Here is a 17,059-nt window from a genome sequence, read left to right on the forward strand (position 1 = left end):
CTCCCGGGAGAGAAAACTCGCCCGGTTCAGAATGGCAGGAGCAGCGCGGCGACCGGGTTCGCCTCCTGTGCGTAGAGGAACGCGAGGTACGCGATGGTCAGGAGGACGCTCGCGTGTTTCACCCCGTCCTTGAGAGAACCGCCACCCATCTGTCCCCCGACAAGCCCCGAGAGCGTGGCCTGGATGATGGCGGCGTGGAAGAACACGATGCGGTACTGCTGGATCTCCGACTCGGTGACCGTGATGAATCCGGGGGTCGGTGCCCCAGCGGCCGTCTGCGCAGCCGTCTCGCTCGCCGTCGGGAGGTTCGGGATGAGCACGAAGTCGATGGCCGCGATGACGACGAGGAACACCAGGAACGCGACGTAGATGACCACGAGGTAGGTGACCATCTCCTGTCGCCGCTGGCGCTTCAGTCGGCGGTCGTTGCGCGCCTGCTCAGCGGCGATTCGGAGGACGGGACCGATCTCGTTCGACGCACGCATCGCGTTGGTGATGAGCGTCACGATACGCGTGACGGCGGGGGTCTCGACACGTTCCTCGAACCGTTCGAGCGCCGCCTCGACGGTCGCGCCCCACTGGATGTCTCGCCAGATGCGCTCGACCTCCGCGTCGAGTTCGCCCACGTCGCTCCGACGGACCCGGTCGAACGACGAGACCACGGAGACGCCGGCTTCGTTCAGGCTCGCGAGCCGTTCGAGCAGGTCCGGGACAGCCTCCTCGAGCTGTTCCAGCTTCCGCCGGTGGATCTCGTGGACGATGGCGAACGTCACCAGCACGAACAGCGTCGACTGGATGAGGAGGTCGTCGAACACCCGGACGTCGAACGGTCCCTCCGAGAAAACGGCGGGGAGCTGGGTCGCGACGAACCCGACCGCCAGCGGCACCGTCACGTAGAGGACGAGCGTCGGCTGCTCGACGAGCGCCTCGAACGGGTTCGAGAGGGCGTTGACCGCCCGACGGAACCGCTTGTAGGCGTCGAGGCGTCCGAGGTTCAGCCGCGACTGCTCGGAGACGACGCCGCCGTCGGTCACCGCCAGCGCCTCCGTGTCGACGAGGTCGCTGGCGGTCGACTCGGGGTCGGTCGGCTCGAAGCTGTCCCGACTCGCGCGCAGCGGCTGGGTTATCTCGGAGAGATACGCGACGAACAGGATGTTGGTCGCGGGCAACACGGCGTAGCTGATGAGCTTCAGCAACAGGAGCATCCCGCCGCTCGTCAGCCCGATGACGAGCAGGATGGTGAGCAAGAACAGCATCCCAGCGACGACCACCGTGACGTACACCTCCGCGGTCGTCGCCAGCAGGTCGAGGATCTTACGCTGCTGATCCTCCGCCGCCTCGCGGTAGCGCTCGTACTCGTCGCGGAGGAACGCCGAGAGGTTCTGCCCGGACTGGAGCACGCTCGAGAGGTTCTCCGCGAACTTCTGGAACTGGTCGGAGGGCGTCCGTCGCGCGAGGTCGCGGACCGCAGTCACGAGGTCGTCCCCGAACAGCTCGATGTTCTGGACGCCGACGCCCATCTCCTCGGCGGCGGTGCCGAACACGTCGCGGTTGCGTGCGAGCGCACGCATCACGTCGGGGAACGCCATCCCGCCACGCGAGAGCGCGTAGACGAACGCCACCATCCGCGGCATCCCGGCTTCGATCTGCCGCTCGCGCGTATCGGCCCGAATCGACGGGAGCTGCCAGCGGACGAAGTAGACGATGGAGGCGGTGAACCCGCCGAAGACGATGCTCGCCCCGAGCAGGACGGCGAAGTACTTCGCGGAGAACGACAGCAACCAGTCGGGGAGCGGTCGGAAGATGCCGCGGGCGATGGGTGCCGTGATGGTCGTGACGTTGAGGGCCTCGATGATGAGCGCACCGAGGTAGACGCCGAGGACGGCCCCACAGAACGCCCCCGCCGCGGTGTAGAGGTACGTCTTGACGACGTAGAGTCGGTACGGGGTGCCGATGCCGGCCGCACGGAGGTTCCGCTCCCGGCGCCCATCGTGTTCGGTGGCGGGACCGGAGAACACCCCCCACGCGATGCGGTTGACGGTGCGGTCGGCGCGCCGCGAGTGGGGAGCCACCGCGAGGAGTGCAAGGATGAGCACCGCGAGGCCGAGCGGAACGTACTCCAGCATCAGTCGTCGGTCGCCTCGGCTTCCGCGGGCGCCTGGGCCTCCTCCCCGATGTACTCCATCATCCGATGCGGGTCGGCGTAGTATCGGTTGACCATCGCGGTGAACTGCTGGTACTGGGAGACATCCTCCTCCCAGAGGTGTTTCAGGAACTTCCGGCGCCGCTGGAGCTCCCGCAGGAGCTCGGACTGCGACCAGCCGCGCTCCTCGCGGATCTCGTTCAGCAGGTGGCGGTTGCCTTCCCGGAACGTGTCGTCGGTCGCTCGCCACTCGAAGGCGTTCGAGTAGTCGAGCTCACCCGTCCGCTGGTCGATGCCCTCGATCTCCGCGAGCGTCTGGGCCCGACGGACGCGCTCGCCACCGAACCGTGCGAGCACCTGTACGCAGAGCACGTCGAGCGACTGCACCATCGGCCGCGGAACGTTGATGGGCTCGTTCTCCAGGCGGTTGATGACCGTCTGGACGGAGTCGGCGTGCATCGTCGACAGCGTCGTGTGCCCGGTGTTCATCGCCTGGAACAGCGTGATGGCCTCCTCACCACGCACCTCTCCCACGAGGATGTACTCGGGGCGGTGGCGGAGCGCGCTTCTGAGAAGGTCGTACATCGTGACGTTCGCCGCCTCGTCGAGCCGCTCACGGGTCACCGACGAGAGCCAGTTGTCGTGATACAGCGCCAGCTCCCGCGTGTCCTCGATGGTGATGAGTTTCGACCGCGGCGGGATGAACATCGAGATGGCGTTCATCGAGGTGGTCTTTCCCGACGCCGTGCCGCCCGCGAAGATGATGTTGCGGTTGTTCTCGATGGCGAGCCAGAGATACGCCATCTGGTCGAGCGAGAACGTGCCGAACTCCAGTAAGTCGATCGGCGTGAACGGCTCGTCGCTGTACTTCCGGATGGTGAACGCCGAGCCGCGAGGCGTCACCTCTTCGCCGAGTGCGAGTTCGGCACGCGAGCCGTCTTCGAGCGTCGTCTCGACGACCGGGTTCCCGACGGAGATGTGTCGCCCCGCCTGCTGCGCCATCCGGATGACGAACGAGTCGAGCTCCTCCTCGCCGAACGAGATGTTCGTCTCGATGTCCTGGTAGTCCTCGTGGTAGACGTACAGCGGTAGCTCGTAGCCGTCACACGAGATGTCCTCGATCTTCGGGTCGTGCAGGAGGGGATCGACCTTCCCGAACCCCCGGAACCGGCGCCAGAGGTAGTAGAACAGCCGATAGAACCCGGCGGTGTCGGTGTCGATGCCGTAGTCTTCGAGGCGGTCTCGGAGTTCGTCGCGGAGGATCTCCTCGGGGGTTCCCTCGGTCTCACGGTACAGCAACGGGTTGCGCACGTCGTCGAACAGCGTCTCGAGCAGTTCGGCCTCCGCCGCGTCGAGCGTCGGCTCGATGACGCGGTACTGGTAGCTGTTCTCCGCCTCGTCGTAGAGGATTGAGACGAAGGAGAACGGCGCATTGACCCAGTAGCGGTCGAGCTCTTCGAGGTTCGAGGGGGGGTCGAACGAGACGAGGGGGCCGTGTTCGCCCGGGGCGTACGCGTCGAGCGACAGGCTCGACCCCTTGAGCATCTCTAGGGTCCGCTTTAGCTGATCGATCAGTGTTCCGGCGTCGTCGTCAGCGGTCCCTACCATCAGTGTCCCCGCGCGGGCGACCCCACGTGTTAATCGGGGTTTACGCTGCCGGACCATAAATCCATCCGGGGTGTCTGACGCCGATTCCGACGCTCAGTCGTCGGTTCGCTCGACGCGCACGAGCATCGCGCCGAGCAGCGTGACGATGACCGCACCCACCGGCACCGTGGTGCCGAAGAACCCCTGCCAGAGCAGGACGGTGCTCGCGAGCAGTAGGACACCCCCGACCGTCAACAGCAAGCCCATGAGCCGCACGGGGTCGACAGGGCTCGCCTCAAGCTGCTCCTCGCGGGTGTAGTAGACGACCGAGAGCACCAGCGCCAGCCCGAGCGCAACCGCAGCCGCGTTCCACACGTAGTACGCCTGGAGGTTCGTCGGGTTCGCGGCCGTCCCGGGCATCTGGAACACCCACAGGAACGGCTGTTCGGCCGCGCCGAGGTTCACACCGAAGAGGAACTGGAAGACGAACAGCGGCCACCGGAGGACGACGAAACTGATACCGCCACGGGAGGCGACCGAGACCGACCACGGGAGCAGCGCGCTCAGCCACGCCGCGACGACGGCGAGTTCACCTGCGTACTCCGAGCGGACCCATGCCATACGGGCAGGGCGACCCCGTGGGAATAAAAGCTGTCGGGACACGAGAGGGTGAAGTAGGCGTTACGTTCTTCCCGCCTGCGGCCGAATAGCTGGTATTGAATGAGGCGTGATTACTTCACTGTCGAGGTGACTAACGTCGATTCCGCCGGCATACCGTCGCTCGATATCGAGTACGATGGGCCGCGGGACCAGCTCGTCGGTCGCCTCACCGACGGGACGGGCGACCCACTGGCTGCGGAGGAACTGGACGTCACCTACAGGCTGCAGTCGAACGAACGGGGGGTTATCGGCATCACGAACCGCGTGACGGGTGAGTTCCTCGTCGAGGTGAACGCCGACAACGAGGCGGTGCTGGCGTTCATCCGTGCCGCCCGCGACGAGGGCGGCGACGACGAGACGCGCTATCGCCTTCGGATACACCACGACGGCGACGAACTGCTGAGCCACGAGAAGGGAACGCTGCTGGTGTACGACGCCGGCGGCGACCTCCGGCGGTCGGAGTCGCTGATTCCGAGCGGCGTCGAACTCTGAGGGGCTCAGGCGCCCCTGCGACCCGCCGACCACGGCCGGTGGAACAGCGACGAGGACGACGCGACGCGGCTGTATTCTGCGACGGCGACGAACACCACTGCCCACACGACGACGGCGGCGCCCCACATCGTCCCGACACTGCTCGTCTGTGCGGGGAAGACGACCGAAAGCACGCCGAAGTAGGCGGCGAACAGCCCGGTGAGCCAGGCGACGATACGCCAACCTGCGATGCGGGCGCTGGCGATGGCGCCGAGCAGGATGAGCCCGAGCGACACCGACACCATGTCGCCGTAGTGGCCGAACATCGCGTGCTGGTCGCCGATCCCCTGCAGCGTGAACTGGCTGACAGCGTACGCGAGCAGCGGAATCGCCGCCGCGACAGTCAAGCCGAGCAGCAGCGGGCTGTACTCCTCGCCCAGCCTGTAGAGGTTGCGCCCCGAGGGGTGGAGGATGGCCGCGAGGATGCCGAGGGCGAGGAACGGGATGACTTCCTGGACGATCTCCGGCGGTCCGGTGGTGATAGTGATCACACTCACGATTACGATGAGGCCGAGGGCGGCGAGCATCGCTGCCCGGCGCTGTCGTGGCTTGTACAACTGGACGGCGACGGCTGCGAGGAACGTGCCCACGGTGGCCGCGATGGCCATCACGTGCAGCCGGTGGATTCCGAGCGCCGCCGCCCCGTCTCCGGTGAACCCGACCACGAGCAAGGTGAGCAGCTCGCCGGTGAACACGACGCCCATCGCCAGTATAGCGAGGACGACCAGGTAAAACGCGTAGGAGCGTACGCGTCCGAGCGTCGTCTCTGCTGTGGGTGCCTCTGACATGGCACTATTACTCACGCTGTGGGGTCGCATAGGTATAACATACTTACACGACCCTCGGTGCCCCCGACGGTTCCGCGAGAACAGAGATAAGTGTCCGAAGGGAGTGTCCGGCGTATGGAACTCTTCGGAACCGCCGGAATCCGCGGCGACGTCCGCGAGCGGGTCACCCCGGCACTGGCACTGGCCGTGGGCCGCGCGGCGGGGGTCGACGGCGACGAGTTCGTCGTCGGTCGCGACGGGCGGGAGACGGGTCACGCGCTCGCGGCGGCCCTTGAAGCCGGCCTCGAATCGGCTGGCGCGCACGTCGTCCGGGTCGGCCAGGTGCCGACGCCGGCGCTCGCGTTCGCCTCGCAGGGGCGCCGTGGCGTGATGGTGACGGCGAGTCACAACCCGCCGACGGACAACGGGCTGAAGCTGTTCGTCGACGGCGAAGAGTACGACCAGACGGCCGAGCGCACCATCGAATCGCGAGTCGAGGCCGCCGACCCGCCGACCGAGTGGCACGAGTGGGGCGACAGCGAGCAGGTCGACGTGCTCACCGCCTACCGCGAGGCGGTCGTCGACTACGCCGACGGCCACGGCGCCGCCCTCGACGGCCTCCCGGTCGCCGTCGACTGTGGGACGGGGATGGGCGCGGTCGCCACCCCGCAGGTGCTTCGGGCGCTCGGGGGGCACGTCGTCTCGCTCAACGCACAGGTGGACGGCCACTTCCCTGGACGGGAGTCGAAGCCGACGCCCGAGAGCCTCCACGACTTGCGGGCGTTCGTTCGGGACGGCGAGTTCGACCTCGGCATCGGCCACGACGGCGACGCCGACCGCATCGTCATCGTGGACGGTGACGGCGAAGTCGTTCACGAGGACACCGTCGTCGCCATCCTCGCCGAGCACTTCGTCCGGGTGAGCGACGTCGCGGACCCGGTGGTCGTCACGACCCCGAACGCCTCGGCGCGTATCGACGAGCGCGTTCGCGCGGCCGGCGGGCGCGTCGAGCGCGTCCGGCTGGGGGCGCTTCACGAGGGTATCGCCCGCGAGCGGGAGAACGGGACCGAAGACACGCAGGTCGTGTTCGCCGCGGAGCCGTGGAAACACATCCACCCGCGACACGGGCCGTGGATCGACGGCGTGGCGAGCGCGGCGCTGCTCGCGCGACTGGTCGCCGACCGGGGGCTCGACAGCCTCCGGGAACCCGTGACCGAACGGCCGTACCGGAAGGTGTCGGTCTCCTGCCCGGACGACCGTAAGCAAGCGGTGATGACGGCGCTCGAGTCGTCGCTTCCCGACGAGTTTCCCGAGGCGGCCGTGACCACCGACTACGGCGTCCGCCTCGAACTCTCCGACGGGTCGTGGATACTGGTCCGCCCATCGGGCACCGAACCGTACGTTCGGGTGTACGCCGAGAGCGACGAGGTGGACGCGCTCGTCGACCGCGCGACTGCTGTCGCCGAGCGAGAAATATAGCCGAATTTGAAGGAGAGGGGCCGCGAATCGCCGCTATATAGCGCTACCTGTGGCAATTTTCGCAGGCCTTATGGCGGGTAGGCACGGGCGTTAATTCGAGATGAAACTCGACAGGCGGCGGTTCATAACTGGCACGGGTATCGCAGGTATCGCGGGGCTCGCCGGATGTACCGGCGGCCCGTCCTCCGGCGACGGTGGCGATGGGGGAGACGGTGGCGATGGGGGAGACGGAGACGACTCGGAGATGACCGACACGCCCACCGAAAGCGGCGAGGCAGAAGTCGCCGCGAACATCGGGATGGTGTACGCGACCGGCGGCCTCGGCGACGGGTCGTTCAACGACCAGGCGCAGCAGGGCGTCCAGCAGGCGCAGGAGGACTTCGGCATCGAGTTCCAGGAGTCCCAGCCGCAGGAGGTCGCCGACTTCGCGAACCTCCAGCAGCAGTTCGCGCAGTCGACGGACCCCGACTACGACCTCGTGTCCTGTATCGGGTTCCTGCAGGCCGACGCGCTCTCGGAGAACGCACCGCAGTATCCGGACCAGAACTTCCAGATCGTCGACTCCGTCGTCGACGAGCCGAACGTCGCGTCCTACGTGTTCGCCGAGGAGGAGGGGTCGTACCTCGTCGGCCAGCTCGGTGGACTGCTTACCACGATGAGCTTCTCGGCGGGCGCCGGATCCACGCAGTCCGACTCCACGAACGTGGGGTTCGTCGGCGGCGTCGAATCGGGCCTCATCAAGAAGTTCGAGGCCGGCTTCACCGCGGGCGTGAAGGCCGCGAACGACGACGTGGACGTCCAGACGGCGTACACCGGCTCGTTCAACGACCCGGCCGCCGGCAAGGAGGCGGCACTGTCGATGTATAACAGCGGTGCCGACGTCGTCTACCACGCCTCCGGGAACACCGGCACCGGCGTGTTCCAGGCGGCCCAGGAACAGGGTCGGTTCGCCATCGGCGTCGACCGGGACCAGTCGGTAACGAAGGAGTCGTTCCAGGACGTCATCCTCGCGTCGATGGTCAAGCGCGTCGACACGGCCGTCTACAACGCCATCGAGGCGCAGGTAAACGGGAACTTCTCGGGTGGCGTGACCGCGCTCGGGCTCGAACAGGAGGGTGTCGGCATCGTCTACGGCCAGCAGCTCGGCTCGGAGATTCCGGACGACGTGAAGAGCGAGATCGACGCGTCGGCGCAGGCCATCATCGACGGCGAGATCGACGTCCCGACGGACCCGAACAACGCCTGAGCGTCGGATGACCGACGTCGTCCATCTCGACGGGATAACCAAGCGCTTCCCCGGCGTGGTCGCCAACGACGACGTGACGCTCCGCGTCGAGGAGGGGAGCGTCCACGCGTTGCTGGGCGAGAACGGTGCGGGGAAGACGACGCTGATGAACGTGCTGTACGGCCTGTATCGCCCAACGGAGGGCCGGGTCGTGGTCGACGGCCGCGAGCGGCAGTTCGACTCGCCGCGCGACGCCATCGACACCGGTGTCGGGATGATCCACCAGCACTTCATGCTGGTCGACCCGATGACCGTCACCGAGAACATCACGCTCGGCAACGAGCCGCGCAAGTGGTTCGGCATGGCAGTCGACCGTGAGGGCGCACGCGAGGAGGTCCAGGCACTGAGCCGTCGCTACGGGTTCAGCGTCGACCCCGACGCGCGCATCGAAGACGTGAGCGTCGGCGTCCAGCAGCGCGTCGAGATCCTGAAGGCGCTGTACCGTGGGGCCGAGGTACTCATCCTCGACGAGCCGACGGCCGTCCTCACTCCCCAGGAGGTCGAAGACCTGTTCGAGGTGTTCGACGAACTCACCGCCGAGGGGAAGACTATCATCTTCATCACCCACAAGCTGGGCGAGGCGATGGCCGCGGCCGACGACATCACCGTCCTCCGTAACGGACGGAACGTCGGTACCGTTCCGGCCAGCGAGACCACCCGCGAGGAGCTCGCGGAACTGATGGTCGGTCGGAAGGTCTTGATGGACGTGGAGAAAGCCGACCGGGAGCCCGGTTCGGACGTGCTCACGGTCGACGGCGTCGGTGTGACCGACGACCGCGGCGTCACCGTCGTGGACGACGTCTCCTTCCGGGTCCGGGAGGGCGAGGTGTTCGGCGTCGCCGGCGTCGACGGCAACGGCCAGACCGAGCTCGTCGAGGCCATCACCGGCCTCCGGGACCCCTCGACCGGTCGGGTGGCGTTCGGGAGCGAAGACGTGACCGACTGGTCGCGGCGTCGCCGCATCGACGCCGGGCTCGCGTACATCCCCGAGGACCGCCAGGAGCGCGGGCTCGTGATGGATTTCGACCTCGTGGAGAACGGCCTGCTCGGGAGCCAGCACACCGAGGCGTTCGCCTCCGGCGGGCGCATCGACTGGCTGCACACCCGCGAGCACGCCGAGACCATCATCGAGGAGTACGACGTGCGGCCGCCCGACGCGACCGCGCGGTCGGCGTCGCTCTCCGGCGGGAACCAGCAGAAGTTCATCGTCGGTCGGGAGTTCGAGCGTGACCCGTCGCTGCTGGTGGCGACCCACCCGACGCGGGGCGTCGACATCGGCTCGACGGAGTTCATCCACGACCGACTGCTCGACCTGCGAGACGACGGCGTCGCCGTCCTCCTCGTCTCCTCCAAGCTGGAGGAGGTGCAGTCGCTCGCCGACCGGCTCGCCGTCATGTACGAGGGCGAGCTGATGGCCGTCGTCGACCCCGACGACGTGACCGATGAAGAGCTCGGCCTGCTGATGGCCGGCGAACACCCCGACCGCGAGCTGCCCTCGCGTGCGATGAACGCGGGTGACGCGGTCGTCGACACCGCCACCGACGGCGGTGGGGGTGTCTCGTGAGCGTCCGCGACCGCGCCGAGCGCGTCCTCGAGCGGCTCGTGAACGCCTCCGGCACCGAGCGGTTCGCCATCAGCTTCGCGGCGCTCGTACTGTCGGTCGCCGTCGGGACGGCGCTCATCCTCATCTCCGGCCGGATGGCGACGTGTCAGGAGGCGGCGTTCGTGCTCACGCATCCGACGCCGTTCGGTCTGCCTCGGCTGTTCGCGATGGGGTTCTGTTACGACCCCATCGCGGTGTACGACCGGCTGTTCCTCGGCGCGCTCGGCGACCCACTCAAGCAAGGCTGGGGGCCGCTCACCCCGTTCTCGGGGGGGCCGCTCAACCCATTCCGTCAGGGGTACGACCCGCTGAACCCACAGATGGCCGTCACGCTCCGCGAGACAACCATCCTCGTGTTCACGGGGCTGTCGGTGGCGGTGGCGTTCCGCGCCGGCATCTTCAACATCGGGACGCAGGGCCAACTCGTCGTCGGCGGGCTCGCGAGCGCGCTCGGCGTGCTCTGGACGGCGCCGTACGTCTCCGGACTCGTCGGCACGGTCGTGCTCGTCACCGTCGGACTCGCCGTCGGCGCACTGTTCGGCGGTCTCTACGGGGCGCTTCCGGGCTTGCTGAAGGCGTACGCCGAGGCGAACGAGGTCATCACGACCATCATGCTCAACTTCGTCGCGACGGGCGTGGTGGGCTACCTCGTCCTCAATCACTTCAAGGACCCCGAGAGCGTCGCCACGCAGACCCGGTCGCTCCCCGACTACGCCGGCTTCCCGTCGCTGGTGTTCGACCCGCGAAACGACTTCTCGTTGCTCGCGCTCGGCGTCGGGCTGGTGCTGGTGTTCGCCATCTACTACCTGCTCACGCAGACGTCGTTCGGCTACGACGTGCGGACGAGCGGGCTCCAGCCCGAGGCCGCCGAGTACGGCGGCGTCGACGCCGAGCGTACCGTCGTCTCCAGCTTCGCGCTGTCGGGCGCGCTCGGCGGCATCGGCGGTGCCGTCTACGTCCTGATGATTCTCGGGAAGTACCAGACTGGGGTGCCCGCGTACGGCTTCGACGGCATCACCGTCTCCATCCTCGCGGGGAACAACCCACTTGGCGTTGGGTTCGCCGCACTCCTGTTCGGCGTACTGAAGAGCGGCGCGACCGTCGTCGACTTCGCCACCGACGTCCCGCCACAGCTGGTGAGCGTCCTCCGCGGACTCATCATCCTGTTCGTGGCGATGCCGGAGTTCTTCCGGCTGCTCGGTCGTCGGTACTACTCGATCGAAGAACGCGCCCGCCGCACGGTCGGGAAGGTCGCCGCCGACGGCGGCCGCGGAGGTGAGGACGATGAGTGAGGACCTGACGCTCCGCGAGCGCATCGACGAACTGGAGAGCGAGGTGACGTATCTCCGCTACGCGCTCGGCTTCGTCGCCGTCGTCGCGCTGTTCCTCCTCGCGCTCGGCATCGAGGCGGCGTTCTCCGAGTCGCTCCCCGGCAAACTCGCCGGCATCGTCACCGACCGGAACACCCTCGGTGCGGCGCTCCGGCTGTCGGTTCCCATCGCACTGGCGGCGCTCGGCGGCATCTTCGCCGAGAAGAGCGGCGTCATCAACATCGGCCTCGAGGGGCTGCTCATCATCTCGGCGTTCACGGCCGTCTATGCGACGGACGTCATCGCCGGAGAGAACGCGGCGACCCAGCTCGAACTGTGGGCCGGCCTCGGGGTCGGCGTCCTCGCGAGCACGCTGCTCGCGGGGCTGTTCGCCGTCGTCTGTATCGAGTTCCGGGCCGACCAGATCATCGCCGGCCTGGCGGTCTGGCTCATCGCGCTCGGCCTCGCGCCGTTCGCCTCGCAGGTCGTCTACGGCGGCCCGAACACGAGCAGCGTGACGACGCCCGAGACCATCACGATTCCCGTGCTCTCGGACATCCCGTTCCTCGGCGCGCTGTTCGACGCCTCGCCGTTCGTCTACATGATGTTCATCGCGGTCGCGGCGTCGTGGTACGTGCTCAACCGGACCTCGTTCGGTCGGCACGTCCGCGCGTCGGGCGAGAACCCGAAGGCGCTCGACACCGCGGGCGTGAACGTCTCGCGGGTGCGCTACGCGGCGGTCCTCCTGTCAGGCGTGCTCGCGGGGCTCGGTGGCGGCGCGCTCGCGCTGTCCATCGGTCAGTTCACCGGCAACGGTCCGACGATGGTCAACGGCAAGGGGTTCATCGCCATCGTCACCTACCTGTTCGGGAACTACAACCCAATCGGGGCGTTCCTCTCGACGCTGCTGTTCGCCGGGCTGGACGCGATGCAGGTGACGCTCCAGACGACTGGCGGCACGGGGCTGCCGGGCTCGCTGGTGCGTATCGTTCCCTTCGTGACGGTCATCATCGTGCTGGCGTTCGTCGGCAAGACGCGGATTCCGGAAGCCGCGGGCGACCACTACGAGTCTGGTGAGGACCGGTAGACGACTCGGTCGGCCGTGGCTTCGTGCCGCGGGCGACCACTACGAGTCTGGGGAAGACAGGTAGACAAAACTAGACCGGACCCGGCGTCCGGTGGCTATTTTTGCCGTGTCGTCGAACACGAATCATGAACGAACTGCTGGACGCCGCTCGCGACACACTCGACGCTGCGTACGTCCCATACTCGGAGTATCGGGTCGGTGCCGCCCTCCGCACCGCCGACGGAACGGTCTACACCGGCTGTAACCTCGAGAACGCGAACTACTCGAACTCCCTGCACGCCGAGGAGGTCGCCATCGCCGAGGCCGTGAAGAACGGCCACGTGGCGTTCGACGCACTCGCCGTCGTCTCCGGGAAGCGCGACGGCGTCACCCCGTGCGGGATGTGTCGCCAGACGCTCGCGGAGTTCTGCGACGAGTCGCTGCCCATCTACTGCGACGAGGGCGACGGCGTGAGCGAGTACACGCTCGGTGAGCTGCTGCCGAACACCATCTCGCGGGAGACGCTGGGCCGATGACGGGCGACAGCGAGAACCCGAACGACGAGGTGCAGTACCACCTGGGCGTCGGCCCCGACGACGTGGACGGGCCCGTGCTGTTGCCGGGTGACCCCGAGCGCGTGCCCAAGATCGCCGACTACTGGGAGATGAGCGAGGAGACCGGCTCCCACCGCGAGTACCGGACGATGACTGGGACGTACGACGGGGCGCCCGTCACCTGCACCTCGACCGGAATCGGCTCGCCGTCGGCGACCATCGCCGTCGAAGAACACGCCAACATCGGGACGGACACGTTCATTCGGGTCGGGTCGTGCGGGGCGATTCAGGAGGGGATGAACGTCGGTGACCTCGTCATCACCACCGGCGCGGTCCGCCAGGAGGGCACCTCGAGCGAGTACATCCGCGAGGACTATCCGGCGACGGCGGACGGCGAGGTCGTGACGGCGCTGGTCACGGCCTGCGAGGAACTGGGCTACGACTACCACACGGGCGTCACCTGCTCGACGGATTCGTTCTACGCGGGACAGGGGCGTCCTGGCCACGGGGGGTTCGAGGCGGCAGGGGCCGGCGAACTGGTCGAGGAGCTCCAGAACGCCGGCGTGCTCAACTTCGAGATGGAGGCCGCGTCCATCCTCACCGTCGCCAGCCTCTACGGACTCCGCGCGGGAGCGGTCTGTACGGTGTACGCGAACCGCATCACGGGCGAGTTCCGGACGGAGGGCGAGCGCCGCGCCGGCGAAGTCGCCTCGCGCGCCTCGGCCATCCTCGCGGAGATGGACGCCGTCAAGGACGAGGTGGGTGCGGACCGCTGGCACGCGGGGCTGTCGCTCGACCGCTAGCCGGGAGCCGCGCCGATAAGTCGCTGCGGGTCCTTCCCCACGTATGAACGCCATCGAGGTGTCGGGGCTCACCAAGCGGTACGACGCGGTGACGGCCGTCGACGACCTCACGCTCGCCGTCGAGTCGGGGGAGCTGTTCGGGCTGCTCGGGCCGAACGGCGCGGGGAAGACCACCCTGGTGAACACGCTCTGTACGCTGGTCTCGCCCACCGCGGGCACGGCGTCGGTCGCGGGACACGACATCCGCACCGAGCCTGCCCGCGTCCGCGAGAACATCGGGGTCGTGTTCCAGGAGCCGGCGCTCGACGAGGAGCTGACCGGCGAGGAGAACCTCGTCTTCCACGCCCGGCTGTACGGTATCACGGGCGCTCGCCGCCGCGAGCGCATCGACGAGGTGCTCGACCTCGTCGACCTCGACGACCGGCGCGACGAGAAGGTGGGAGACTACTCCGGCGGGATGGCCCGTCGGCTCGAACTCGCGCGGGGACTCCTCCACGAACCGGCGGTGCTCTTTCTGGACGAACCTACCGTTGGGTTGGACGCCGGAACCCGAAAGGACGTCCGCGAGTACATCGAGGCGCTGAACGCGCGAACGGGCGTCACGGTTGTGCTCACGACCCACTACATGGAGGAGGCCGACGCGCTCTGTGACCGCGTCGCCATCGTCGACCGGGGAAACGTCGTGGCCTGCGACACCCCGGCGGCACTCAAGCGGACGCTCGGGGGCGACGCTGTTGCCGTCCGCGTCTCCGACCCCGACGCCGTGACCGCGCGGCTCCGCGAGTTCGCGTGGGTCGGGTCGGTCGATCCCACCGACGACGGGGTCAGCGTGGTCGTCGACGACGGGGAGCGCCGCGTCCCCGAACTGGTCGTCGCCGCCAGCGAGGTGGCCGACGTGACGGGGGTCTCCGTCGAGGCACCGACGCTCGAACGGGTGTTCCTCGACCTCACTGGGCGGTCGGTCACGGACGCCGAGGGGGAGCCAGTTGCGGCGACTGCCACGGGGGGTGACTGATGGCTCGGGTCGACGCACTCGCCGTCTACGGCCTCTGGTACCGTGACCTGCTCCGGTTCCGCCGGTCGCGCTCGCGGGTCATCGGCGCGTTCCTGACGCCGCTGCTCATCTTCGCGTTCTTCGGCTTCGGGTTTCGAGGGGTGCAGTTCGGTGGCGTCCCCGAGTCGGTGAGCTACATCGAGTATCTTGTGCCCGGGATTCTGGGATTCACGATGCTCTTTTCGGCGTCTTTCACGGGGCTGGCGGTGCTCTCCGACAGAGAGGTCGGCTTCCTGAAGGAGATACTCGTCGCGCCCGTCCCACGGACGAGCATCGTCCTCGGTCGCGTTCTCGGTGGCGCGACCACTGCGCTCCTCCAGACGGGGCTCATCCTCGCCGGCACAGTCGTGCTAGGATTTCGGCCTCGACTTCTGGGGGTTCCGCTCGCCGCCGTGTTCCTCCTGCTCATCGCCGTGACGTTCATCGGTTTCGGGCTCGTGCTCGCCGCGCAGTTCTCGGACTCCCAGGGGTACAACCTGCTCGTCAATTTCACGCTGTTCCCACTCGCGTTCTTCTCGGGCGCGTTCTACCCACTGTCGAATCTTCCGACCGTCGTCCAGTATCTCGGCTACCTCAACCCTCTGACCTACGGTATCGACGGGCTTCGTGGCGTCCTGGTCGGCTACTCACAGTATCCCCTGTGGCTGGACTTCGGGGTGCTGGTGCTGTCGGGGGCCGTGCTGGTGACGATTGGGGCCGCGGCGTTCGGTCGAATCGAGGTAGACTGAGGCACAGAACCCAACGCGAACAATAGAAGCACGCATCCGTGAGGCGCGGAGCGCCGAGCGGTTCACGGCTCGCCTGCGGCGAGCCGTAGCGCCCGCGGACTGGAGGCGCGCGGAGCGCGCCGGAAGGAGCAGGCGCGCATATTTTCAGCAAGTTTTTGCCTGACCGAGCGGCGCGAAGCGCCGCGAGGGAAGTGCAAAAAGTGCGGTTACATATCCGGCCACGCCTTCAGCGCAGCGGACGGGCCAGCGACGTCGGAGATCCAGCGGGCGGCGATACCCTTCTTCAGCGTCTCGGCGAGGGGGCCGCCGAAGGTGTCGACGAAACTGGAGAGGTACATCACGTCGTGTGCGACGGCGTCGTCGCCGACGGAGATGACCGTTCCCTTGTCCTCGTGGGTCCAGGTGTCGAGCGACTGGCCGCGGACGGCGCGTGCGAGGTTCGTCCCCGCGACCTCGGCGGCCTGCCAGGCGGCCTGCGCCGTCGGTGGCGCCGGCATCTCCTGGCCGGGCTGGTCGACGAGCGCGGCGTCGCCGATGGCGAACACGCGGTCGTCGTTCGTCTGGAACGTCGACTCGGCGTTGATGCGGTGCGAGCGCTCGTCCTGGTCGACCTCGATGGTCTGCGCGCAGTCCTGCCCGGTGATGCCGCCGGTCCACAGCAGCACGTCGTAGTCGAGTTCCGTGTCGTCGCCGATGTAGACCGTCTCCTCGTCGACCTCACCGATGAACTCGCCGGTCATGATGTTCACGTCCAGCTCCTCGAGGAGTTTCGCGAGCTTCGCCTGCACGACCGGATCGTTGTTCGGGAACACGTTGTCCAGCCCCTCGACGAGGTGGATGTCGATGGGCGCACGGTGCTTGTCGCGGAACTCCGCGATCTCACCAGCCGACTGGATACCGGAGAGGCCGGCCCCGCCCACCACGATCTGTGCGGGGTCGTCACGGGTCGCCTCCTTTGCAGCGGCCTTGACGGCCTCGTGGATTTCGAGGGCGTCCTCGAGGCTCTTGAGCGTCAGCGAGTACTCCTCGAGCCCGTCGATGCCGAAGAACGCCGTCTGCGAGCCGAACGCGACGAGCACGTAGTCGTAGTCGACCGTCGAGCCGTCGTCGAGCTCGATGGTGCGCTCCTCGCAGTCGAGGGCCTCGACGCGGGCGTGGATGAAGCGCGTGGAGGGCGCCTTCAGCTCCTCACAGGGGAACGTGATCCTCTCCTGGATGTCCGGGTCGCGGATACAGCGGTGCGACTCGTGGAGGACGAGATGGTGATCGACATCCGAAATCCAGGTGATATCCGCCTCGCCGTTCAGTTCGGCTTCGAGTTGTTTCACCGCACCGGTCCCCGCATAGCCGGACCCGAGCACGACGACGTCATCGGTCATAGATGGAACTGCGGAGTCATCGGATACAAAGCCTGCGGAATCGCCCGATGGAGTCGGCAAGGCTTGCGAGTTCGGGACTCTCGGCTCGTCGTGTTAGAACGTACCACATG

At 67.5% G+C, this 17,059-nt stretch carries 15 protein-coding genes; 10 read left to right on the top strand and 5 right to left on the bottom strand.

Annotation, left to right across the window (positions count from 1 at the left end; genetic code table 11):
* Positions 1-26 precede the first annotated feature (26 nt).
* The 3 genes from NL126_RS16510 to NL126_RS16520 all read right to left on the bottom strand — a co-directional run bounded on the left by NL126_RS16510 (position 27) and on the right by NL126_RS16520 (position 4,351).
* Complete coding sequence (locus tag NL126_RS16510) at positions 27-2,126, bottom strand: type II secretion system F family protein (protein WP_255195979.1); 2,100 nt, start codon at positions 2,124-2,126, stop codon at positions 27-29.
* Positions 2,126-3,751 (bottom strand): type II/IV secretion system ATPase subunit, encoded by a 1,626-nt coding sequence (locus NL126_RS16515; RefSeq protein WP_255195980.1) that lies wholly within the window; start codon positions 3,749-3,751, stop codon positions 2,126-2,128. The genes NL126_RS16510 and NL126_RS16515 overlap by 1 nt, the downstream gene beginning before the upstream one ends.
* 93 nt (positions 3,752-3,844) lie before the next feature.
* Positions 3,845-4,351, bottom strand: coding sequence for a DUF7549 family protein (locus NL126_RS16520; RefSeq protein ID WP_255195981.1), 507 nt, complete (start codon positions 4,349-4,351; stop codon positions 3,845-3,847).
* A 99-nt stretch (positions 4,352-4,450) separates the two neighbouring features.
* Between NL126_RS16520 and NL126_RS16525 the strand changes: the two genes are divergently transcribed.
* Complete coding sequence (locus NL126_RS16525) at positions 4,451-4,882, top strand: DUF5793 family protein (protein ID WP_255195982.1); 432 nt, start codon at positions 4,451-4,453, stop codon at positions 4,880-4,882.
* Positions 4,883-4,887: 5 nt separating this feature from the next.
* Here NL126_RS16525 and NL126_RS16530 read toward each other — a convergent pair whose 3' ends face one another.
* Positions 4,888-5,709 carry a hypothetical protein gene (locus NL126_RS16530; RefSeq protein ID WP_255195983.1) on the bottom strand — a complete coding sequence of 274 codons (822 nt, stop codon included), beginning with the start codon at positions 5,707-5,709 and terminating at the stop codon, positions 4,888-4,890.
* 114 nt (positions 5,710-5,823) lie between these two features.
* Between NL126_RS16530 and NL126_RS16535 the strand changes: the two genes are divergently transcribed.
* The 9 genes from NL126_RS16535 (at position 5,824) to NL126_RS16575 (ending at position 15,570) form a co-directional block, all read left to right on the top strand.
* The gene (locus NL126_RS16535) at positions 5,824-7,167 is read left to right on the top strand and encodes a phosphohexomutase domain-containing protein (protein ID WP_255195984.1); all 1,344 of its coding nucleotides are present in this window, start codon (positions 5,824-5,826) and stop codon (positions 7,165-7,167) included.
* A gap of 100 nt (positions 7,168-7,267) precedes the next feature.
* Entirely contained in the window at positions 7,268-8,413 is a 1,146-nt protein-coding gene (locus NL126_RS16540) for a BMP family lipoprotein (protein WP_255195985.1), read from the top strand.
* A 7-nt stretch (positions 8,414-8,420) separates the two neighbouring features.
* Positions 8,421-10,016, top strand: coding sequence for an ABC transporter ATP-binding protein (locus NL126_RS16545; RefSeq protein ID WP_255195986.1), 1,596 nt, complete (start codon positions 8,421-8,423; stop codon positions 10,014-10,016).
* Positions 10,013-11,347 (top strand): ABC transporter permease, encoded by a 1,335-nt coding sequence (locus NL126_RS16550; protein ID WP_255195987.1) that lies wholly within the window; start codon positions 10,013-10,015, stop codon positions 11,345-11,347. Before NL126_RS16545 ends, NL126_RS16550 begins: the two co-directional genes overlap by 4 nt.
* On the top strand, positions 11,340-12,452 hold the full coding sequence (locus NL126_RS16555; protein WP_255195988.1) for an ABC transporter permease: 1,113 nt from the start codon (positions 11,340-11,342) through the stop codon (positions 12,450-12,452). Before NL126_RS16550 ends, NL126_RS16555 begins: the two co-directional genes overlap by 8 nt.
* A 125-nt stretch (positions 12,453-12,577) precedes the next feature.
* Positions 12,578-12,967: a cytidine deaminase gene (gene cdd, locus NL126_RS16560; RefSeq protein ID WP_255195989.1), complete on the top strand. Its 390-nt coding sequence runs from the start codon at positions 12,578-12,580 to the stop codon at positions 12,965-12,967.
* Entirely contained in the window at positions 12,964-13,788 is an 825-nt protein-coding gene (locus NL126_RS16565) for a nucleoside phosphorylase (protein WP_255195990.1), read from the top strand. The genes cdd and NL126_RS16565 overlap by 4 nt, the downstream gene beginning before the upstream one ends.
* Positions 13,789-13,831: 43 nt before the next feature.
* Positions 13,832-14,803 carry an ABC transporter ATP-binding protein gene (locus NL126_RS16570; protein WP_255195991.1) on the top strand — a complete coding sequence of 324 codons (972 nt, stop codon included), beginning with the start codon at positions 13,832-13,834 and terminating at the stop codon, positions 14,801-14,803.
* Positions 14,803-15,570 (top strand): ABC transporter permease, encoded by a 768-nt coding sequence (locus tag NL126_RS16575; RefSeq protein ID WP_255195992.1) that lies wholly within the window; start codon positions 14,803-14,805, stop codon positions 15,568-15,570. The genes NL126_RS16570 and NL126_RS16575 overlap by 1 nt, the downstream gene beginning before the upstream one ends.
* A 206-nt stretch (positions 15,571-15,776) precedes the next feature.
* On the opposite strand, the gene NL126_RS16580 is transcribed toward NL126_RS16575, so the two are convergent.
* Entirely contained in the window at positions 15,777-16,949 is a 1,173-nt protein-coding gene (locus tag NL126_RS16580; protein ID WP_255195993.1) for an NAD(P)/FAD-dependent oxidoreductase, read from the bottom strand.
* Positions 16,950-17,059: the final 110 nt, after the last annotated feature.

It is taken from the genome of Halorarius litoreus (assembly GCF_024362405.1).
GTDB classification, from domain to species: domain Archaea; phylum Halobacteriota; class Halobacteria; order Halobacteriales; family Haloarculaceae; genus Halorarius; species Halorarius litoreus.